Raw genomic sequence first — 20,770 nt, 5'->3', positions numbered from 1 at the left:
GATGTCGGCGAGGCACCGCCGGACGGACTTGACCTCAACTCAAGTTGAGCTCCCATGGTGGTGGGATGGAGCCGACCGATGAGAGCAAGATCCGCGACATGCTGGCCGTTCAGACCAGGCACTGGATCCGCCACGAAATGGACGCTTGGGGCGCGTTCTTCACCGACGACTGCGACTTCATCACCCACCGGGGGCTCTGGTGGCGAACGCGGCAGGCCAACGTCGACGGGCACAAGGACGTCCCGGCCTCGGTGGTCGCGCAGAAGCGGAGCTACGCGCAGGAGATCGTGAGCATCCAGGACATCGCGCCGGGCGTCGCGCTGGTGCACACGCGTTGGACCTGGCCCGAGCACCGCCTCCCTAACGCGGAGGCACCGGAGGATCGCGGTGGTCTGATCACGATGGTGCTGGTGAAGCATCGGGACGAGTGGAAGATCCGTGCAGTGCACAACACCCGGGTGAACGGCCTCGACGACTTCGCTGACAAGAACTCCGACCGGCGGCCACAGAGCGGACGCCCCGCGGGGTCACCGTGAGAGACGCGGCAGGGGCCGGGCAACGCCGACTCTGCGCCCAGTCGCATTTCGACCAGATGGAGCGGATCCTGCGCCATGTCCTCACTGTCGCGGGACGCCTGCTCTAGCCGAGTTTCCCTGGGTTCATGCCGTGACCAGGTCGGACAGGTGGGCGAGCATGCGGTCGGTGTCGGGGGTCAGGCCGGTGAAGAGGCGGAAGGCGTGGGCCGCCTGGAAGACGACCATTCCGCCGCCGTCCAGGGTGCGGCAGCCGAGTTCGCGGGCTCGATCGAGCAGTTCGGTGCGCAGCGGGCGGTAGACGACGTCGGCGACCCACAGGTCCGGGCGGAGCAGTGCGGCGGGGACCGGGGAGCCCGGATGCGCCGCCATCCCGACCGGTGTCGCGTTCACCAGGCCGTCCGCGTGGTGGAGGGCTGCCTCCAGGTCGGTGATCGGCGTGGCTCGGGCGCGTCCGGGGCCGAAGCGTTCGGTGAGCTCGGCGGCGAGCGACTCCGCGCGGGCGGTACGGGTGTCGGCCAGGACGACCCGGTCGGCGCCGAGTGTCAGCAGGGCGTGCGCGACGGCGGCGCCGGCGCCGCCGGCTCCGATCTGGACGATCCGGTCGGTGGCGGCGTCGGGGAGGCCGCGGGCGAAGGATTCGGCGAAGCCGGTCCAGTCGGTGTTGTGGCCGACGGCCCGGTCGCCGTCGAAGGTCACGGTGTTGACCGCGCCGAGGCGGGCGGCGTCCGGGGAGAGCTCGTCGAGGTGCTCGATCACGGTCTGCTTGCAGGGATGGGTGATGTTGAGCCCGGTGTAGCCGAGCCTGCGGGCGGTGCGGACCAGGTCGCCCGCGGCGGTGGCGCCGACGCCGAGGTCGGCGATGTCGAGGATCTTGTAGAGGTAGCGCAGGCCGTGGTGGTCGGCCTCGCGTTCGTGCAGGGCGGGGCTGAGGGAGGGGCCGATGCCGGAGCCGATCAGCCCGATCAGGTGCGCGGTCATCCCAGCGGCTCCTTGCCCATCAGTTCGGCCAGGTGGAGGAGGGCCAGCTCGTAGCCGTGCGCGCCGGCTCCGCAGATCACGGCGTCGCTGACGGCGGCGGTGTGGGAGGTGTGCCGGAACGCCTCACGGCGGTGGATGTTGGTCAGGTGGACCTCGACGGTCGGGACCGCGGCGGCCGCGAGCGCGTCGCGCAGCGCGATGGAGGTGTGCGCGTACCCGGCCGGGTTGATCACGATTCCGGCGGCGCCCTCGTGTACGGCGTCCACCAGGGCTCCCTCGTGGTTGCTCTGGCGGAAGTCCACGCGCAGCCCGTGCTCCGCGGCGACGGTGTGGCACCTGGCCTCGATCTCGGCCAGCGTGGCGGTCCCGTAGAGTTCCGGCTCCCGCCGGCCGAGCAGGTTGAGGTTAGGGCCGTTCAGTACGAGAACGGTCGGTGTCATTGGTTTCCCCGATAATTGTGGTGTGGTCAGGCGATGCGGGCGATCGGCCCGCGGGCGTCCGGCAGGAGCGGGAAGCGCTCGAGGACCTCGGGATCGTGCCCGGCCACGATCAGGTCCGGGCCGCCGGCCAGTTCCTTGATGCGGTCGAACGCGCCGTACATGCCGGTCATGCTGTGCAGGATCGCGAAGGGGCGGTCGTCCTCGAGGTTCTCGTAGAAGTGAGCGGCGTCGGAGGCGAGCACCACGTGGCCGCGGCCGGTACGTACGCGCACCACCTGCATGCCGGCGGTGTGGCCGCCGACGAGGTGGACGCTGAGACCCGGCACCACGTCGCCGTCTCCCTCCATGATCCGTACCCGGTCGCGTGCCTCGCGCAGATGCGCGAGGTCGTCGTCGCTGACCAGCCAGCGCTCCCGTTCGATGCGCCGCGCCCACGGCCCGGACCAGTAGTCGAGTTCCGAACGCTGGAGGACGTAGCGCGCGCCGCCGAACGCGGCGGCGGTGCCGGTGTGGTCGTAGTGCAGGTGGGTCAGGACGACGTGGTCGACGGTCTCGGCGGCCACTCCCATGCCGGCCAGGAGCGTCACCGGGGAGGCGTGGTAGTCGATCCCGGCGAGCCGGCCGGCCCGCTCCGGGGCGATCCCGGTGTCGATGACGACGGTGTGCCGATCGGAGACGGCCAGCCAGACGTAGTAGGCGGTGGGATGCGGCTCGTCCCAGCGTTCGTCGTAGCCGTGGAAGTGCTGGCCGCGCCTCCCGTCGCGGCGCGCGTAGCAGAGGGCGTACACCCGGAAGGTGTCGCCGGTCATGCCCGCTCCGCCAGGGACGGGACGGGCTCGGCGGCGCTGGAGCGGGTGCCGAGCCGCTCGGTGGGGACCTTGTACGTCTCGCGTCCGGTCGCCACGGCGGCGACGTTGATCAGGCACAGGACGGCCGTGATGATCGAGACGCCGAGCCAGGCGCCGGGGCCGTCGCCGGCGATGGCGCCGGCGATGCTGGGGGCGAAGCCCGCGATGGCGAAGCCGATCTGGGTCCCGATCGCGGTGCCGGACAGCCGGACGCGGGCGCTGAACATCTCCCCGTAGAAGGCGGGCCAGACGCCGCCGGTGGCGCTGTGCACGACGCCGAACATCAGGATGCCGACCGCGAAGATCAGCGGGTAGTTGCCGACGGAGATCGCCCAGAGGTAGGCGAACATCAGGACGGCGCAGCCCAGGGAACCGCCGATGAACACCGGCTTGCGCCCGATCCTGTCGGCGAGCCGCCCGAACAGGGGGAGCGCGATGAGCGCCGCGGCGTTGGCCAGTACGCCGACCCACAGCATGGGCGTCTTCTCCAGATCCATCGTGTTGACGGCGTAGGAGAGGGCGTAGACGGTGAAGATCGTGCTGACCGAGGCGATGACGGCGGCGACCATCACGCGCAGCACATCGGCCCAGTGGTCGCGCAGCAGGACGGCCAGCGGCAGCCCGGCGACGGCGCCCTGGGCGGCCTCCTGCTCGAACACCGGCGTCTCGTCGAGCTTCTGCCGGATGACGAACGCGACCACCATGACGACCGCGCTGAGCCAGAACGGGATCCGCCAGCCCCAGCTCAGCAGCTGCTCCTCGGGCAGGGCGGCGACCGGCAGGAAGATCGCGGTGGCCAGGATCTGGCCGGCCTGGGTGCCGTTGAGGGTGAAGCTGGTGTAGTAGGCGCGCCGGTTCGCGGGGGCGTGTTCGAGGGTCATGGAGTTGGCGCCGGCCTGCTCGCCGCCCGCCGAGAAGCCCTGGGCGAGGCGCAGCAGCACCAGCAGGACCGGGGCCAGGAGGCCGACCTGGCCATAGGTGGGGAGGCAGCCGACGAGGAAGGTCGCCGCCCCCATGAGCATGACGGTGAAGACGAGGACCTTCTTGCGGCCGAACCGGTCGCCGACGTGGCCGAGGACGAAGGCCCCGACCGGACGGGCCAGGTAGCCGACGCCGAACGTGGCCAGCGCCAGCAGCGTGCCGGCGGCGGGATCGGAGTCGGGGAAGAAGATCTTGCCGAACACGAGCGCGGCGGCGGTGCCGTAGATGAAGAAGTCGTAGTACTCCAGCGCGCTGCCGATCCAGGCGGCCAGCGCCGCCTTGCGCGGCTGGCCTCCTGCGGGCGGCCCCGCCGTGACGGCGGTCGGGTGGTCGCGCACGTGATGCTCCTCGGGGTGAGAGCCCGTAAGTACGAACTAGATAGTTAATTAACCGGGCCGTCACGTATGTTTCTGGTGAGTGGCATCACGTGTCAAGAGGTCAGAGCGATGTTCGCCGCGGAGAGCCGCCCGTCAGGGCAGGTACGCGGGGAGGATCGACCGGGGGATGGGGCCCTTGTTGCGGCTGCCCTGCTGGGTCTCCTCCCAGGCGTGGGCGAGGATTCCGATGCTGCGGCTGAGGACGAACAGGCCGCGGGCCAGGGGAGCGGGGAAGCCCAGCTCGGCGTAGATGATGGCGGTGGCGCCGTCGATGTTCATCGGGATGGGCTTGGACCCCTTGGCGGCGAGGTGGGCCTCGACCGCGAGACCGGCGCGCAGGTGGTCCCCGGGCACGGCGCCGTCCCGGACGGCGTCCTCGACCAGGGCCAGCAGCGGGTCGCGGCGAGGGTCGCGCGGGTGGAACCGGTGCCCGAAGCCGGGGACGTAGCGCGGCCCCCGCCGGACGGCGCGCTCGACCGCGGTCTCCAGGGCGGTCCCGGCCGCCTCCTCCGCGAGGATCTCGTCGAGGAGGCGGACGCACTGCTCGCCGGCGCCGCCGTGCGCGTCGCCCAGCGTGTTGACCGCGCTGGCGACGGCGTTGTTCAGGCCGACACCGCAGGTGGCGGCCATGCGGGCGATGGCGATGGACGGGGCCTGCGGACCGTGGTCGACCGCCGCGACCAGGGCCGCCTCCAGCAGCCGGGCCCGCCGCGGGTCCGGAAGGTCGCCGCGGAGCATCAGCCAGATCATCGAGCCGAGGCCGGTGGTGCCGATGAGGTCCTGCACCGGGCGGCCGCGCAGCTCGATGACCCCGGGCTCCATGCGGGAGACGGCGGTGGCCCACCAGCCGGCGACGGCGCCCGTCGGGTCGATGTCGGTCACGGAAGCTCCTCGGGGACGGGCGCGGGAACGCGGTCCCGGCTCATGAGGTGACGGCCGTCTCGGTGCCGTTCCAGCGTGCCGTCAGCGCCTGGATCTCGGCGTTCTGCTCGCCCAGCAGCGGGGGAGGGGCGACGGGGCGCAGGGGTTCGCCGTCGTGCAGCACACCGCTCCCGGCCACCCGCAGCGTCCGCCCGGACCCGTCGGGGAAGGCGAGGTCGGTGAAGAAGCCGCGATGGCGCAGCTGCTCCAGCTCCACCGCCTGGGGGACCCCGGCGACGCGGGCCGCGGGGACCCCGGCCGCACCGAGGACCTCTTCCCATTCCAGCGCGGTCCGGCGGCGCAGGGCGGCGTTGAGCTCGCCGTCGAGTTCCTCGCGGTGGAGCTTGCGGGCCTCCCGGTGGGCGAAACGGGGGTCGTCGAGCAGGTCGCGGCGGTCCAGGATCGCGCAGAGCGTCTCGAACTGCTGCTGGCGGTTCGCGGCGATGTTCAGCGGGCCGTCGGCGGCCTCGAACGTCCCGGACGGGGCGGAGGTCGCGTTCTGGGTGCCCATCGGCTCGGGCGGCACCCCGCTGACCAGGTAGTTGGAGACCGCCCATCCCATGGCGGAGACCGCCGCCTCCAGCATGGAGACGTCCAGGAAGGTCCCCCTGCCGGTCGAAGCCCTGCCGGCGAGGGCGGCGCAGATGTGCAGCGCGGCGGCGAGCCCGCCCACGGTGTCGCAGACGGGGAAGCCGACCCGCAGCGGCGCCGTCTCCCTGGTCCCGGTCACGCTCATCATCCCGGACAGGCCCTGGATGATCTGGTCGTACGCCGGTGCCTGGCTCATCGGGCCGGTCTGGCCGAATCCGGAGACGGCGCAGTACACGAGCCCCGGGTTGAGCTCGCGGAGGCGGGGCCAGCCGAAGCCCAGGCGGTCGAGCACGCCGGCGCGGAAGTTCTCCAGCAGCACGTCGGCGCCGCGCACCAGGCCCTCGAAGCGCGCCCGGTCGCCGGGGGCCTTGAGATCGATCTCGAGCGACTTCTTGCCCGCGTTCTGGGCCAGGAAGGACGCGCCCAGGCCGGAGCGGTTGAGCTCGGGGTCGGGTCCGAGGTTGCGGGCCAGGTCGCCTTGACCGGGCACCTCGACCTTGACGACCTCCGCGCCGAGCAGCATCAGCTGGTAGCTGCAGTACGGGCCGGCGAGCACGTTGGTCAGGTCGAGTACCCGGATGCCGCTGAGCGGTCGCTCGTGCATGCGCTTGCTCCTTCAGTCGCGCGCCGCCCGGCGGGCGCGTTCCGTACGTGATCGGCGGGATCAGTGCGCGGGGGCGAGGGGATGGTCGAACCCTCGCTCGGACATCTCCTTGGCGACCTGCCGCAGGTCCGCCGCGAACAGCTCGACCTGGTCGTCGGCGAAGCGCACGGTCGGGCCGCTGAGGGACAGTGCGGCGACCACCTTGCCGGAACGGCCCAGGACCGGGACGGCGACGGCGGACAGCCCCTCCTCGCGCTCGCCGTGGCTGACCGCCCAGCCGCGGTGCGCCGCCTCGTCGATCCACTCGCGCAGCCGCCGGGTGTGGCCCTCCCCGTAGGGGGACGCCTTGGCGATCCGTGCCAATAGGTCATCAGAGGCGTCCCGCAGCAGGACCTTGGAGGAGGCGCCGGCCCAGAGCGGGAGCTTGTCGCCGACGTGCACGACGTGGCGCAGCGGCTGCGGGCTCTCCTGCTGCGCCACGCAGACCCGGTAGACGTCGCGGAGCATGTACAGGTTGACGGTCTCCCGCTTGCGCGCGCCCAGGTCGCGCATCATCTTGCGGGTCTCGGGGGGAAGTTCCCAGCTGCTGCGCGCCAGGTGTGCCCAGCGCCAGAGCCCGGGGCCCGGCAGGTAGCCGTTCGGCGTCGCCCAGAGCAGGCCGTTCTGCTCCAGGGTCTGGACCAGCCGGATGACGGTGGTCTTCGCCAGGCCGGTGGCGGTGACGATGTCCCGGACCGTCACCACCGGCCGCTCCTCGCTCAGCAGCGACATGATCTCCACGGCCCGCTGAACGCTGCGCACGCCCTGGGCGTCGGCCGACGACTCGGCCTCGGGCTTCCTCGCTGGACTCACAGGCGTTCGCTCTCCCCGGCTTCCGGTGTCCTCGGTCGTTCCCACTCTGCCGCCGTACGTTACACGCAGTCCGCATAGCGGTCTAGTTGGTCCGTCAGTCGGTGCGTTCAGGGGCGTGTCGCCAGAAAACCCCCTCTCCGCCCTTCCGTCTGTGAGTCAGGTCACCTATAACTAACTCACTGGTTCGAACATTAGAAGGATCGCCGGTTCTCCCTGGTCTCCGACATCGGGCGCCCCGGCCGCGACCGCGGCCCAGGCAACTTCCGCAGAGAAGGGCCTTGTCAGGGGCGGCGGGTGCCCTTACGTTGGCTCGCAAGTCCGCGAAGCGGGCCAAATAGACCGCTTAGCGGTCCAGGAGGAATTGATGCTGAAGTCTCTCCTTGCTGCTGATCCCCAGGTAGGGCCGGTACAAGCGGCAGCTCTGGTGGGCGGCGAGTGGATTGCGGATGGTCCGCAGAGTGAACGAGTTGGACCGTATCTGCGCCGTCCGGTGAGCCAGGCCCCCTCAGCCGGGACCGCGGACGTCGCCGCCGTCAGGGCCTATGCCCGAACGGCCGCGCGGAAGGTGGCGGGCCTGGCGCCGGCCTCCCGCGCGGACATCCTGGAACGCGCCTCGGCCGCGGCCCTGGAGCACCGGGACGACCTCGCCCGCCTGCTTGCCTTCGAACTCGGCAAACCGCTCAAGGACGGCCGCGGAGAGATCGACCGGGTGGCCGACACCTTCGCGGTGTGCGCGGCCGAGGCCCGGCGCATCGGCGGGGAGACACTGCCGGTGGCCGGCTGGGACCGGGGGATCGGCAACACCGCGTTCACCTACCGGGCCCCCGCGGGCGTGGCCCTGGCGATCACGCCGTTCAACGCCCCGGCCAACCTGCTGGCGCACAAGCTCGGGGCCTCCTTCGCCGCGGGCAACACCACGATCGTCAAGGCCCCGCCGCAGGCCCCGGCCGTCTCCACCGCCATCGTCGCCCTGCTGGTCGAGTCCGGAACGCCGGTGGAGGCGGTGCAGCTGCTGCATGGGGCGGGCGACATCGGCTCTGCCCTGTGCGCGGCAGACGAGGTGAGCGTCATCAGCTTCACCGGCAGCGCCGCGACGGGAGCGGCGGTGGCCAGGGCGGCGGGCGCCAAGCGGCTGGTCCTGGAACTGGGCGGCAACGCCGCCACCATCGTCTGCGACGACGCCGACATCTCCGCCGCCGCCGGCGTCTGCGCCCGCACCGGCTACACCAACTCCGGGCAGAGCTGCATCTCGGTGCAGCGCGTGTACGTGCACCGCCCCCGCTTCGCGGAGTTCCTGGGGGCGTTCACCGAGGCCGTCGCGGCGCTCAAGGTGGGCGACCCGCTCGACCCCGCGACCGACGTCGGCTCGATGGTCGATGAGGAGGCCGCCGAGCGCGTCGTGCGCTGGAGCGCCGAAGCCGCCGCGGCCGGGGCGCGCGTGGTGCTCGGCGGCGAACGCGACGGCGCCACAGCCGCCCCCACCATCGTCGCCGAACCGCCCGACGACGCGGCGGTCGTGACCCGGGAGGTCTTCGGAGCACTGGTCGCGGTCCTGCCCTTCGACGACCTCGGCGAAGTGATCGAGCGCTGCAACGGCAGCCGGTACGGGCTGCAGGCCGGGATCTTCACCCGCGACATGGAGCGCGTCATCACGGCCTGGCGCGACCTGGAGGTCGGCGGGCTCGTGGTGAACGGCTCCTCCAACTACCGGCTGGACCACGTGCCGTTCGGGGGAGTCAAGGACTCGGGCTTCGGCCGGGAGTCCCCCGGCTGCATGATCGACGACTACACCGTCGTCAAGACCCTGATGCTGCGCGGCGTCTCCCTCTGGGGAGCGCGTGGATGAAGGCGGTCGCGCTGACCTCGCCCGGCACCGTGGCGGTCCTGGACGACCTGCCCGAGCCGGCCTGCGGCCCCGGCGATGTGATCGTCGCGGTACGCGGAGTCGGGCTGTGCGGATCCGACCTGGCCGTGGTGTCCGGTCGCCGCGCCGTTCCCGCCCTCCCGTGGGTCCTGGGGCACGAGGCCATCGGGGTGATCACGGCCGTGGGCCGGGACGTGACCGGCCGGGCCCCCGGGCAGCGCGTCGTCATCGAACCCAACTACCCGTGCCTGGCCTGCGCTCCCTGCCGTTCCGGCGGCACCGCCGGATGCCGTGACCGCCGTGCCGCCGGCATCACCGAGCCGGGCCTGCTGGCCGAGCGGGTCGCCGTGCCGGCCAGGTTCGCGTGGCCGGTGCCGGACGATTGGGACGACACCGACGCCGTCTGCGTCGAGCCGTTCACCGTCGCGCTGAACGCGGTGCGGATGAGCGGGCTGCGGCCCGGCGACGACTGCCTGGTCGTGGGCGCCGGCTCGCAGGGGCTGCTGGTGTGCATGGCCGTCCGCCACGCCGGCGGGACGGCCTACGTGAGTGAGCCGCACGAGGGCCGCCGGGACCTCGCGGTGGCGCTGGGAGCGCGCGCCGCCGACCCCGGCGGCCACGACCAGCGGTTCCCCGTGGCGATCGACGCCTCCGGGGCGCCGGAGGCGTTCGAACGCGCGCTGGAGTGCGTCACCCCCGGCGGCTCGGTGATCGCCGTCGGGCAGAGCAGCGCACCCGCCCAGGTCCCCACCTTCACCCTGGTGCAGCGGCGGCTGACGGTGCGCGGCTGCCTCATCTACGACCACCCCTCCGGGTTCGCCGCCACCATCGCGACCCTGGAGCGCTCCGGCCTGCGACCCGGCCGGGTCCTGCGCGAGAGGTTCGAGCTCGCCGACGCGCCCAAGGCGTTCGAGCGCTCGGCCGACATCGCCGGCAAGACCTGGATCACCCTGCCCCACGACGACGAGGAGACCGCCCCGTGACCGAGCCCGCGAGGAGACCGATGGACGCAGCGATCCCGCTCGCCAGGCCGACGAAGGAGGCCTCATGACCGTCGACACCCGCGCCCACGATGGCGCGTCCACCGGCCGCGCCGCGACCGTCACCGCCGCCGAGGCGCTGGTCCGCCAGCTGGAGTCGTACGGCGTCGAGTACGTCTTCGGCACCTGCGGCCACACCAACATCGCGCTGCTGGACGCGCTGGGCCGCAGCCCGATCACCTTCGTCATCGCGCGGCACGAGCAGGCGGCGGCGCACGCCGCGGACGGCTACGCCCGGGCGTCCGGCCGTCCCGGCGTCCTGCTGGTGCACGTCGGGCCGGGGATGATGAACGCCGTCACGGGGGTGGCGACCGCCGCGCTCGACTCGGTCCCGCTCATCGCCATCTCCGGGGACGTGCCCTCCTATTACCACGGCCGGCATCCGCACCAGGAGGTGAACCTGCACGCCGACGCCGACCAGACCGCGATCTACCGCCCGTTCGTGAAGCGGGCCTGGCACGTCCGGCGCGCCGAGGACCTGGGCCGGTTCACCGAGCGGGCCTTCTGGACGGCCACCGGCGGGCGGCCCGGCGCTGTGCTGCTGAACGTCCCGATGGACCTGTTCTCCCGGCCCGTTCCCGGTGAGGACCGGCCGCTGCCGGCGACCACGTCCGGGCCCGGCCTGCCCGCCTCGACCGCCGAGCGGATCGCCGCGCTGCTGGACGGGGCCCGGCAGCCGCTGATCTACCTCGGCGGCGGGCTGCGCGGCGGGCCCGGGCGCGCGGCGCTGCTGTCGCTCGCCGAGCACCTGGACATCCCGATCGTGCACTCGCTGATGGGCAAGGGCGCCGTACCCGACGACCACCCCCTGCTGCTGGGAATGCCGGGATTCTGGGGCCTGCGGACCACCAACGACTACGCGCGCACCGCCGATGTGGTGCTGGCGCTCGCGACCCGGTTCGCCGAGACCGACGCCAGCTCGTGGGACCCGCGCTTCACCTGGAACCTGGGCCCGGAACCGGGGCAGGGCCGGCTGATCCAGATCGACATCGACCCGGCCGAGATCGGCCGCAACTACCCCGTGGAGATCGGCGCGGTCGCCGATGTGACGGCGGCGGTCGAGGCGATCGGCGCGGCGGTGCGCGCCGCCCGTCCCGACCCCGTCACCCGGCCCGGACTGCGCGACCGGATCCGCACCGCGCGAACCGAACTGTTCGAGGGCAGCCGCGAGCGCGGCCGCGCCGACGACTACCCGCTGCGGCCCGAGCGCATCCTGCGCGACCTGCGCGACGCCCTTCCGGACGACGCGGTGCTCGTCACGGACGTCGGCTGGAACAAGAACGGTGTCGCGCAGTGCTACGAGCTGCCCGCCGAGGGGGAGTTCATCACTCCGGGAGGCGCCTCGACGATGGGCTTCGGGCCCGCGGCCGCGGTCGGCGTCCAGATCGCCCGGCCCGAACGCGTCGTCGTGGCGCTCGTCGGCGACGGCGGGATGAGCGCCCAGCTCCCGGCCGTCCCGATGGCCGTCGAACAGGGCCTGCCGGTGATCTTCGTGGTGATGAACAACCGCGCCCACGGCACCATCGCCGACCTGCAGGCGGCCAACTTCGGCGCCAGCTACGGCTGCGAGTTCGAAGACCCCGAGGGCCGGCCCTACAGCCCCAACTTCGCGCTCCTCGCCGAATCCTGCGGTGCCGACGGCTACGAGATCCCCGCGCCCGAGGCGCTGGCCTCCGCGCTGCGGTCGGCGGTGAGCCGGCGGCGCCCGGCGGTGCTGGACGTGCCCATGGTCAACGAGCCGGTGCCCACACCGGGGCACTGGAACATCAACGACATCTACCAGGGTGTCTTCCCCGAGGAGGGGAGCTCATGATCCAGGTCATCGATCCGTTCGCCCAGTCGGACCCCATCTGGCTCGGCCTGGACGACCGCGGCCACCGCCGCAAGGTCTTCAAGGTCGTGGATCGGCACCTCAACTCCAGCGACTTCCTCGTCGGCGGCCTGACCATCTTCGAGCCCGGTGAGGCCAGCTCGCTGCACGACCACCCCGAGTCGGAGGAGATCAACTTCATCGTGCGCGGCGCGGGGGAGGTGGTCGCCGGCGACGGCCACCGCACCCCGTTCGGCGCGCACACGTTCATGTTCATCCCCAAGGGCGTCAAGCACCAGCACGTCAACACCGGGCGCGAGCCGCTCTGGCTGGTGTTCGTCTACGGCCCCCACGGCGAGCTTCCGCGCGCCTAGGCCCGGCGCGCCGGCCGCCCGTCCACCTCTGCCGCCGCCCCCCGCCGCCTCTCAACCCGACCCCCCACCCCCGAGGTGACGCTCATGTTCAACCTGTCCAGGGTCCGCCTTTCCGCCTTGGCCGCCGGTGCTCTGACGGCATGCCTGGCGACCGCGTGCGGCGCGCCCGGTGAATCGGAGGAGTCCGGTTCCGGCGGTTCCGGCCCGATCAAGATCGCCGTCGTCAACGCCCAGAGCGGCCAGCTGAGTTCGCTGGGAAAGTGGGAGCACAAGGGCGTCAAGCTCGCCGTCGACGAGTGGAACAAGGCCGGCGGCATCAACGGCCGCAAGATCCAGCTGGACGTCTTCGACGACCAGGGCGACCCCACCGTCGGCACCAACATCGCCCGGAAGATCGCCAGCCAGAAGTACATCGCGATGCTCGGCACCGCCGAGAGCGCCGTCACGATCGCGATGGCGCCCGTGCTGCGCCAGTACGAGATCCCCAACATCGCCTCGGGCCAGTCGCCCGGGATGGTGGCGCTCAAGAGCCCGTACCTCTTCCTCAACGGCCCCACCAGCACGACCTACGACGAGACCCTCGCCAAGCACCTGGTCGACACCGAGAAGATGAAGAAGGTCGCGCTGATCACCAACAACGGCGCGTACGGCAAGGGCGAGCACGACGCCTTCGCCAAGGCCCTGGGCGACCGCGGCCTCAAGCCGGTCGCCGACGAGGTCGTCACCATCGACCAGAAGGACTTCAGCGCGCAGCTGACCAAGATCCGGCAGGCGCGGCCGGAGGTCATCTTCCTCGGTGCCGAGGAGGTCGAGTCCGGCCTGATCGTCAAGCAGGCGCGCGATCTCGGCATCACCGCCCCGTTCGCCGGCGCCGCCCCGCAGGGCACCCCCGTCTTCCTCGACACCGCGGGCGCCGAGAACGCCGAGGGCACCATCGTCAGTTCCCCCTACCTCAGCAACGACATCAGCGAGGACGCCAAGAAGTTCGCCGCCGCCTACCAGGCCGCCTTCAACGAGGAGGCCGAGATGCACGGGGCCAAGGCCTACGACGGCGCCCAGATCATGCTGACCGCGCTGAAGAACAGCAACGTCGCCACGGGCAGGAAGCTGGCCGACGCGATCCGGGCCGTGCGGCACCAGGGGCTGCTCGGCGACTTCGTCTACGACGAGACCGGGGTCGGCATCAAGGCGACCAGCATCGGAGTGATCAAGGGCGGCAAGCTCGTCAAGGCCGAGGGCTGACCGGACACCAACGGGCCGGCGGCGGCGGCCGGGCGTCCAGCGCTCGCTGGTCCGGCCGCCGCCGTCACCGGCTCCCCGTCCAGAAAGAGAACCATGCAGGTCTTCCTCCAGACACTGATCGGCGGGCTGAGCCTCGGCGCGATCTACGCCCTGGTGGCGATGGGCTTCTCGCTCGTCTACCGCACCATGGGGCTGGTCAACTTCGCGCACGCCGACGTCCTCATGATCGGCGCGTACGCCGCGTCCACCTTCTACATGTCCACCAAGCTGCCCTTCGCGGTCGCGATGGTGCTGTCCATCGCGCTGACCGGGCTCATCGGCCTGTTCATCGAGCGGGTGCTGCGCCCGCTGGAGAACAAGGACTTCACCCTGATGCTGATCGGCACCATCGGCTTCGGCATGGTGCTGCAGGCGGTGGCCGTCCTGATCTGGGGCGCCACCGGGCACGCCGTCGACAACCCGGTGCAGGCCGCCCCGATCGAGCTGTTCGGGCTGCGGGTGCGCACCTACGACCTCGTCGTGCTGCTCATCGTCGCGGTCGCGGTCGTGCTGCTGGTCGGCTTCCTGCAGCGCACCAAGCGGGGCGCGGCCATGCAGGCCGTCGCGATGGACCACGAGGCCGCCACGGCCGTCGGCATCCACGTCGGCCGCAGCAACGCCATCGCGTTCGCCATCGGCGCGGGTCTCGCGGCGCTCGCGGGCGGCCTGGTCGGCCCGCTGCTGTACGTGAACCCGACGATGGGCGGCGCGATCGGCATCAAGGGATTCGCGGCCGCGATGCTCGGCGGCTGCGGGAACATCCCCGGCGCCATCGTCGGCGGGCTGGCGATCGGCGTCCTGGACTCCTTCGCCGCCGGCCACTTCCAGGGCTACTCCGAGCTGGTGGTGTTCCTGGTCTTCACGGTGATCATCATGATCAAGCCGCTGGGACTGTTCGGCGAGATGACGGTGAGCCGCGCATGAACCTCCCCGGTACCCTCCGGCACCCCCGGGCCCCGAGGCTCGGCGGGCTGGCGGCACTGATCGCCGCGGCCTGGATCCTGCCCTACCAGGTGGGCGGCTACGCGATCCACGTGGTCAACATCGCGCTGGTGTTCGCGCTCCTGGCCATCGGCATGGGCCTGGCCATGGGCATCGCCGGCCAGATCAACCTGGCGCAGGTCGCCTTCTTCGGCGTCAGCGCGTACGCGACCGCGATCCTCACCACCCACAGCGGGCTGGGCTTCTGGCCGGCGGCCGCGCTCGCCATGGTGGCGTCGGCGCTCATCGGCCTCCTGGTCGGCATCCCGGCACTGCGCATGCAGTCGCACTATCTCGGCATCGTCACGCTCGGACTGGCGCTCGGCTTCATCAACTGGACCACCAACGCCGAGATCGCCGGCGGGGCCGAGGGCATCTCGGCCATCCCGGTGCCGCCGATGTTCGGCATCGACCTGACCAGCGAGTACCTCTACTACTACCTCGAAGTGGTGGTGTTCGCGCTGGCGCTGGCCTTCGGGCTGTTCGTCGTCCGCACCGGGCTCGGGCGCCGGCTGAAGGCGATGCGCGACGACCCGCTGGCCGCGGGCGCGGTCGGCGCGGAGATCCCGCTGCTGCGGATGACCGCGTTCATGCTGTCCAGCGTGTTCGGCGGCATCGCCGGCGTGCTCTACGTCGGGCTGATCCGCTACATCGCGCCCGAGACCTTCAACATCGCCAACATGTTCCTGCTGCTGGCGATGGTGGTGATCGGCGGCCGGCAGAGCCTCGTCGGCTGCGTGGTCGGCGCGATCGGGCTGACTCTGATCCGCGAACAGCTGGTGGACCATCCCACCGTCGCGCAGCTCGGCTTCGGCATCGTCGTGGTCATCATGGTCGTGTTCGCCCCGACCGGGCTGGCGGGCGTTCCGGCGCGGGTACGCGCCGCGGTGGACCGCCGCCGGGGCAGGTCCGCCGACCGGGCGGAGCTGCGCCCGTTCCAGCCGTACGAGCCCGCCGAACAGGACGCCCGAACCACGGAGGAAACGGATGCGGGAGCGGCCGCGGAGAGCGTCGCGCCGATGCTGGAGGTCCGCGAGGTCAGCAAGCAGTTCCGCGGGCTCAAGGCGCTCGACGGCGTCTCGGTCACCGTCGCCCGCGGCGAGATCCGCGGCATCGTCGGGCCCAACGGCTCGGGGAAGACCACGCTGTTCAACGTCATCAGCGGCTTCTACAAGGCGTCCGGCGGCCGGGTGGTCCTGGACGGGCGGACGGTCACCGGCGCCCGCCCGTACCGGCTGTCCATGCTGGGCGTGGCGCGCACGTTCCAGAACCTGCGCCTGTTCGGGGAGATGAGCGTCAAGGACAACCTGCTGGTCGCCCTGGACAGGTCCCGTACCGCCGCGAGCTGGCGGTACGTGCTGTGGCCGGTGGGCGTGCTGCGGCGCGAGCACCGGCTCAACGAGCAGGCGGACGCGCTGCTGGCCCGCTTCGGGCTGACCGAGTTCGCCGGCGCCGCGCCCGGCTCGCTGCCGTACGGCATCCAGCGCCGGATCGAGATCGCCCGCGCGATGGCCGGCTCGCCGCGCCTGCTGCTGCTCGACGAGCCCGCCGCGGGCCTCAACGGCGAGGAGGTGCGGCAGCTCGCCGAGATCGTCCGCTCCATCCGCGGCAGCGGTGTCACCGTCGTGCTGATCGAGCACAACATGGGCCTGGTCATGTCGCTGTGCGAACGGGTGACCGTGCTGGCCGGCGGCGTGGTCATCGCCGAGGGCACGCCGGACGAGGTCGTCGGCGACCCCGCGGTGATCGAGGCCTACCTCGGCGACTCGGCCATGGCCGAGATGCCCCTGCCGACCACCACGGAGGTGAGCCCATGAACAGCGGCACCGCTGCCAAGGACCAGCACGAGAGCGGCGCGGCGGCCGCCGCCGCGCGCCCGGAGACCCTGTCGGTGGAGGACCTCTCGGTCCATTACGGCGGAGTCTGCGCGGTCAGGTCGATCTCGTTCACCGTGGAGCCCGGCCAGTCGGTCGGCATCATCGGCGCGAACGGGGCGGGCAAGACCTCCACGCTCAAGGCCCTGATGGGGCTGGTGCCCCGCAGCGGCGGCAGGGTCCGTTTCGGCGAGACCGACCTCGCCAAGGTCAGGGCGCGGGACGTGGTCCGGCACGGGATCGGCTACGTCCCGGAGGGCCGGCACGTCTTCCCCGGGCTCACGGTCGAGAAGAACCTGATGCTCGGCGCCTACGCGCGTTCCTGGCGCGACCCGGCGACCCGGAGGACGCTGGAGGAGGTGTACGAGCTCTTCCCGGTCCTGGGGGAGATGCACGGACGCCTCGCCGGAGCGCTGTCGGGCGGACAGCAGCAGATGCTCGCGGTCGGCCGGGCGCTGATGGCCAAGCCCCGCCTGCTCCTGCTGGACGAGCCCTCCATGGGGCTGTCGCCGAAGCTCGTCGAGGACATCCTCGCCGTGCTCGTCCGGCTGCGGGAGGAAGGGCTGAGCCTGCTGCTGGTGGAGCAGAACGCCAAGCTGACGTTCGAGGCGACCAGCGACTGCGTGGTGATGGAGAACGGAGAGGTCGCGATGACCGGGACGTCAAGGGAGCTGCGCGAGGACGTCCGCGTCCGGCGCATCTACCTGGGCCTGTAGGACGCGGCGCGCCTCGGGGCGGGTGGCCGGTGGGAGCACCGGCCACCCGCGACGCCGGGCCGTCCGGGGACGGGTCAGCGGCAGAAGGGCTTCCTGCCCATGGCCGACTCGATCCCGCCGAGGACCAGCCGCTGGAACTGCGGTGCGCCGGCGAAGGACGTGCCGTCGTCGGTGAACGCCTTGGCGTCGTGCCCGAGCGTGGTCAGCCAGGCGCGGCCGCCGTCGTAGTAGTGGCACCAGGCGACCGGATGGGACGAGCCGTGCCCGGGGTGCCCCAGGTTGCCCTTGGTGCCGCGTTCCATCGTCCTCTCGTCCACGGAGGCGAGGACGCGCACCCGGGACGGGAAGGGGACCAGGTTGTACCACTCGTCGCTGAACGCCCAGCGTGCGGGCAGTCCGGCGGTGGAGGCGTCCCCGCGGCCCGCGGTCTGGACGGTGCCCGGCTGGGCGGGGCCGTGGTCGTAGAAGTTGGCGCCGCCGAGGAGGCCCTCGTACCAGGGCCAGTTGTATTCGGTGCCGAACGCGTTGTGGATGCCGACGAAGCCACCGCCGCCGCGGATGTACTGGCGCAGCGCGGTCTGGGCGCTGTCGTCCAGGGTGTCGCGCGTGGTGCTGAGGAAGACCACGGCGTTGTAGCCGAGCAGCCGTCCGGCCGAGGAGAGCTGGGCGACGTCCTCGGTCCAGTCGACGGCGAACCCGTTGTCCCTGCCCATCTTCACCAGGGCGCTCTGGGCCACGTTCGCCGCGCTGAGCGGCGGGTTGAGGCCGGCGGCGAGCGCGGGCCCGAGGTTGGCGTGGCGAGGTCCGGCCGTGCGGCTGTACACCAGGACCTTGTATCCCTCGGCGGGATCGAAGTTGCCCCAGTCGTGGTAGCAGCGGGGGTCGGTGCCCCGGCAGACGCCGTACTCGGGGTCGCCCAGCTCCTGGGCGCCGCGGTCCTTGGGCTTGGCCGGGGCACTGCCCGCCGCGGCGGGCAGGCCGCCGGCCAGCGTGCCCGCGAGCAGGACCGCCGCGGTGCCGACCGCCGACACCGCCGCGGTGACCAGATGGGACGAGGGTCTCCTCATGGCGCAGGTTCCTTCCTGACATGCTCGCTCCGAGGTCAATCTAGCGGTCTAGATGGACCGCTCAGAGGTTGCATGACGATCTCATGCCCATGCCCGGACAACAAGGGCGGCGATCGAAAGGTGGCCTTGATCGGCCGCTTGAGCAGAGAAAACAGAAGAAGAATGCCGTGGATGATCCGAAGCCGCCGCATCGGGGCCTTGTCAGTCCATCGGCTATCGGCTTACCGTGGCGTCCGTTTAGCGGACTCGTTTATCCGTCTAGTGGACCATCAGCCGGTACCGGTGGGTTGGAGATCAGCATGAGACGACGGAACTTCCTGACAGGGGCCGCCATCGCCGGCGGGACCGCGGCCTTCACCCCGTTCCGCGCGCCCGCGCACGCCGACCCCGGCTCCACGATGGCGCTCCCCGTTCCCAGGCAGCCGCGGGGACTGGAGCCGACCGGCGGGGACTTCCCCAAGGTCGGCGGGAACCTGGGCAACCAGAACCACTCCTCGCTACGGCGGATCACCAGGCGCAACGTCCGGCACCTCGGCGGCGCCTGGCACGTCAACCTGGAAGGGGGCGCGACCGACGGGCGCGCGCAGCAGAGCACCGTCGTCGCCCAGGACGGCGTCCTGTACGTCCAGACCGCGCAGCAGAACGTCTTCGCCGTCGACGGCCGGACGGGCGAGATCAAATGGAAGACCAACGTCGGTTCCGAGCGCACCAACATGCGCGGGGTCGGCCTCGGCGGCGGCCTCGTCTACACCACCTCCGGCTCCAACATCGTCTACGCCCTGGACCAGCGGACCGGCGGCGTGGTCTGGCAGCGCGAACTGCTCATCCCCGGCGAGGGCGACCCGGGCTGCGACCCGCAGAACGGCCAGTGCGGCGGCAACCGCGGCGGCCTGGCCGGCGCCGTCGTCTACCACGACGGGCTGATCTACGTCGGCACCGAGGGCAGCACCGCGGGAGCCCGGGGCCGCGGCTACGCGCTCAACGCCCGGACCGGTGAGGTCGCCTGGACCTTCTGGGGACCGCCCGGACCCGGCGAGTACGGCAACGACACCTGGGAGGGCGAGAGCTGGAAGACCGGCGGCGCGGTCTGCTGGATGCACCCGGCCGTCGACCCCGAACTCGACCTCGTCTACTGGACGTTCGGCAACCCCTATCCCCGTACCAACGGCTCCACCCGCGGCGGGCTCAACCTCTTCTCCAACTGCCTCGTCGCCATCGACGCCAAGACGGGCGAGCGGCGCTGGCACTTCCAGTCGGTGCACCACGACATCTGGGACTACGACAACGTCATGGCGCCCGTGCTGATCGATCTGCAGATCGGGCACCGCAGGCGGAAGGTCGTCGTCTACGGCAGCAAGACCGGGATGTACTACATCCTCGACCGCGCCACCGGCAAGCCCATCCACGGCATGACCGAGCGGCGCGTACCGCAGGACGCCCGGCAGAAGACCTGGCCCACCCAGCCGTTCCCGGGCGGCAGGCCGTTCGTCCCCCTGGAGCCCAGCCACCGCGACACCACCAGGCCCGTGCCGTACTACCCCACGGGCCCGATCTACACCCCGTTCTGGGACGACGCCACGATCCTGTACCCGGGAGCCGGCGGGGGAGCGGACTGGTCGCACATCACCTTCAGCCCGCACACCGGCCTCCTGTACGTCGGCTACGGACTGATCAACTCCTCCTACTCCAACACCAACGGAGGGCGGGTCAACACGGCCAGGCCCCTGGGCGAGTACTTCTCCGGCGGCATCGTCGCCGTCGACCCCCGCACCAACCGCCCCGTCTGGCGCCGGGAGGGCGACTGGTCGCTGGCCCACGGCAACGGCATCCTCAGCACCGCCGGCCGCGTGATGTTCCAGGGCGGGCCCGACGGGGTGCTGCACGCGATGGACGACACCGACGGCCGCAAGCTGTGGAGCTGGCAGTGCGGAGCGGGCGTGCACACCAGCCCCGTCACCTACGAGATCGACGGCGAGCAGTACATCGCGGTCCTCGCCGGAGGCAACGGCCTGCCCTATCCCGACATCCCCAAGGGCGACCACCTCTGGGCGTTCAAGCTGGGCGGGACGGTGGCCCCGGCGCCCACGCCGACCCCGCCGTCCAAGCGCAACCAGATCCGCACCGCGCCCGTGGCGGGCAGCGCGGTGAACAACACGATCACGCTCGGCCGGGTGTGGGACTCCGGCGCCGGCGTCCCGGGCGGCACCGAGAACACCGTCGCGCAGAACGCCATGTCCCCCCAGCATCTGACGGTCCCCGTGGGAACGAAGGTCACCTTCCTCAACCCCGAGGGCAACGCGCACAGCCACGGCGCGGCCTCGTTCTTCGAGCGCGTCTTCGACACCGGCCGGCTGAGCCCCGGCCAGTCGTCCTCGCACACCTTCACCGAGGCCGGCGAGTACTTCTACAACGACCCGGTCTTCCCGCAGAGCACCGGCAAGATCGTCGTCCGATGAGCCGCCGGGATTCCCCGGCCAGCCCCACCACCCACAGGAATGAGGAGTCACCATGACGGAGCACACCACCGACACCGGCCGGAGCGACGACCGCGGGGCCCGCTGGGTCACGCCCGACTTCGAGATCGTGGAGACCTCGCTGGAGGTCACGGCGTACTTCACCGCCGAGAGCTGATCGG

At 71.6% G+C, this 20,770-nt stretch carries 19 protein-coding genes; 11 read left to right on the top strand and 8 right to left on the bottom strand.

Annotated elements, in window-relative coordinates; translation table 11 throughout:
• Window positions 1–65: 65 nt before the first annotated feature.
• Window positions 66–536, top strand: a complete 471-nt coding sequence (locus tag AB0881_RS09495; RefSeq protein ID WP_366615684.1) for an SgcJ/EcaC family oxidoreductase — start codon at window positions 66–68, stop codon at window positions 534–536.
• A 123-nt stretch (window positions 537–659) separates the two neighbouring features.
• Here the strand turns inward: AB0881_RS09495 and AB0881_RS09490 are convergent, their stop codons facing one another.
• The 7 genes from AB0881_RS09490 to AB0881_RS09460 form a co-directional block, all read right to left on the bottom strand.
• Window positions 660–1,514: a shikimate dehydrogenase gene (locus AB0881_RS09490; RefSeq protein ID WP_366615683.1), complete on the bottom strand. Its 855-nt coding sequence runs from the start codon at window positions 1,512–1,514 to the stop codon at window positions 660–662.
• Window positions 1,511–1,954 carry a type II 3-dehydroquinate dehydratase gene (aroQ, locus tag AB0881_RS09485; protein WP_366615681.1) on the bottom strand — a complete coding sequence of 148 codons (444 nt, stop codon included), beginning with the start codon at window positions 1,952–1,954 and terminating at the stop codon, window positions 1,511–1,513. Before aroQ ends, AB0881_RS09490 begins: the two co-directional genes overlap by 4 nt.
• A gap of 26 nt (window positions 1,955–1,980) precedes the next feature.
• Window positions 1,981–2,763, bottom strand: a complete 783-nt coding sequence (locus AB0881_RS09480) for an N-acyl homoserine lactonase family protein (protein ID WP_366615680.1) — start codon at window positions 2,761–2,763, stop codon at window positions 1,981–1,983.
• Window positions 2,760–4,121: an MFS transporter gene (locus AB0881_RS09475; protein WP_366615679.1), complete on the bottom strand. Its 1,362-nt coding sequence runs from the start codon at window positions 4,119–4,121 to the stop codon at window positions 2,760–2,762. The genes AB0881_RS09480 and AB0881_RS09475 overlap by 4 nt, the downstream gene beginning before the upstream one ends.
• A 132-nt stretch (window positions 4,122–4,253) precedes the next feature.
• The gene (locus AB0881_RS09470) at window positions 4,254–5,042 is read right to left on the bottom strand and encodes a citryl-CoA lyase (protein WP_366615677.1); all 789 of its coding nucleotides are present in this window, start codon (window positions 5,040–5,042) and stop codon (window positions 4,254–4,256) included.
• Window positions 5,043–5,082: 40 nt separating this feature from the next.
• Complete coding sequence (locus AB0881_RS09465; protein ID WP_366615675.1) at window positions 5,083–6,276, bottom strand: CoA transferase; 1,194 nt, start codon at window positions 6,274–6,276, stop codon at window positions 5,083–5,085.
• Window positions 6,277–6,336: 60 nt separating this feature from the next.
• A complete protein-coding gene (locus AB0881_RS09460) occupies window positions 6,337–7,128 on the bottom strand; it encodes an IclR family transcriptional regulator (RefSeq protein WP_366615674.1) in 792 nt (263 codons plus the stop codon).
• 364 nt (window positions 7,129–7,492) lie between these two features.
• Here AB0881_RS09460 and AB0881_RS09455 point away from each other — a divergent pair, with 364 nt between their 5' ends.
• The 8 genes from AB0881_RS09455 (at window position 7,493) to AB0881_RS09420 (ending at window position 17,068) form a co-directional block, all read left to right on the top strand.
• A complete protein-coding gene (locus AB0881_RS09455) occupies window positions 7,493–8,974 on the top strand; it encodes an aldehyde dehydrogenase family protein (protein ID WP_366615672.1) in 1,482 nt (493 codons plus the stop codon).
• Window positions 8,971–9,975: an alcohol dehydrogenase catalytic domain-containing protein gene (locus AB0881_RS09450; protein ID WP_366615671.1), complete on the top strand. Its 1,005-nt coding sequence runs from the start codon at window positions 8,971–8,973 to the stop codon at window positions 9,973–9,975. The genes AB0881_RS09455 and AB0881_RS09450 overlap by 4 nt, the downstream gene beginning before the upstream one ends.
• Before the next feature lie 64 nt (window positions 9,976–10,039).
• Window positions 10,040–11,845: a thiamine pyrophosphate-binding protein gene (locus AB0881_RS09445; RefSeq protein WP_366615670.1), complete on the top strand. Its 1,806-nt coding sequence runs from the start codon at window positions 10,040–10,042 to the stop codon at window positions 11,843–11,845.
• Window positions 11,842–12,216, top strand: a complete 375-nt coding sequence (locus AB0881_RS09440; RefSeq protein ID WP_366615669.1) for a cupin domain-containing protein — start codon at window positions 11,842–11,844, stop codon at window positions 12,214–12,216. The genes AB0881_RS09445 and AB0881_RS09440 overlap by 4 nt, the downstream gene beginning before the upstream one ends.
• Before the next feature lie 84 nt (window positions 12,217–12,300).
• Window positions 12,301–13,458: an ABC transporter substrate-binding protein gene (locus AB0881_RS09435; RefSeq protein WP_366615668.1), complete on the top strand. Its 1,158-nt coding sequence runs from the start codon at window positions 12,301–12,303 to the stop codon at window positions 13,456–13,458.
• 93 nt (window positions 13,459–13,551) lie between these two features.
• The gene (locus AB0881_RS09430; protein WP_366615666.1) at window positions 13,552–14,421 is read left to right on the top strand and encodes a branched-chain amino acid ABC transporter permease; all 870 of its coding nucleotides are present in this window, start codon (window positions 13,552–13,554) and stop codon (window positions 14,419–14,421) included.
• Window positions 14,418–16,295 carry a branched-chain amino acid ABC transporter ATP-binding protein/permease gene (locus AB0881_RS09425; RefSeq protein ID WP_366615665.1) on the top strand — a complete coding sequence of 626 codons (1,878 nt, stop codon included), beginning with the start codon at window positions 14,418–14,420 and terminating at the stop codon, window positions 16,293–16,295. The genes AB0881_RS09430 and AB0881_RS09425 overlap by 4 nt, the downstream gene beginning before the upstream one ends.
• The gene (locus AB0881_RS09420) at window positions 16,292–17,068 is read left to right on the top strand and encodes an ABC transporter ATP-binding protein (protein ID WP_366615664.1); all 777 of its coding nucleotides are present in this window, start codon (window positions 16,292–16,294) and stop codon (window positions 17,066–17,068) included. The genes AB0881_RS09425 and AB0881_RS09420 overlap by 4 nt, the downstream gene beginning before the upstream one ends.
• Before the next feature lie 74 nt (window positions 17,069–17,142).
• Here the strand turns inward: AB0881_RS09420 and AB0881_RS09415 are convergent, their stop codons facing one another.
• On the bottom strand, window positions 17,143–18,135 hold the full coding sequence (locus tag AB0881_RS09415; protein WP_366615663.1) for a ThuA domain-containing protein: 993 nt from the start codon (window positions 18,133–18,135) through the stop codon (window positions 17,143–17,145).
• Window positions 18,136–18,434: 299 nt separating this feature from the next.
• On the opposite strand from AB0881_RS09415, the gene AB0881_RS09410 reads away from it, so the two are divergent.
• Entirely contained in the window at window positions 18,435–20,591 is a 2,157-nt protein-coding gene (locus AB0881_RS09410) for a PQQ-binding-like beta-propeller repeat protein (RefSeq protein ID WP_366615662.1), read from the top strand.
• A 52-nt stretch (window positions 20,592–20,643) separates the two neighbouring features.
• The gene (gene pqqA / locus AB0881_RS09405; protein WP_366615660.1) at window positions 20,644–20,766 is read left to right on the top strand and encodes a pyrroloquinoline quinone precursor peptide PqqA; all 123 of its coding nucleotides are present in this window, start codon (window positions 20,644–20,646) and stop codon (window positions 20,764–20,766) included.
• Window positions 20,767–20,770 lie beyond the last annotated feature (4 nt).

Origin of the sequence: Spirillospora sp. NPDC029432 (genome assembly GCF_040703975.1) — a bacterium.
GTDB lineage: Bacteria > Actinomycetota > Actinomycetes > Streptosporangiales > Streptosporangiaceae > Spirillospora.
This window is presented reverse-complemented; position numbering and strand designations above follow the sequence as displayed.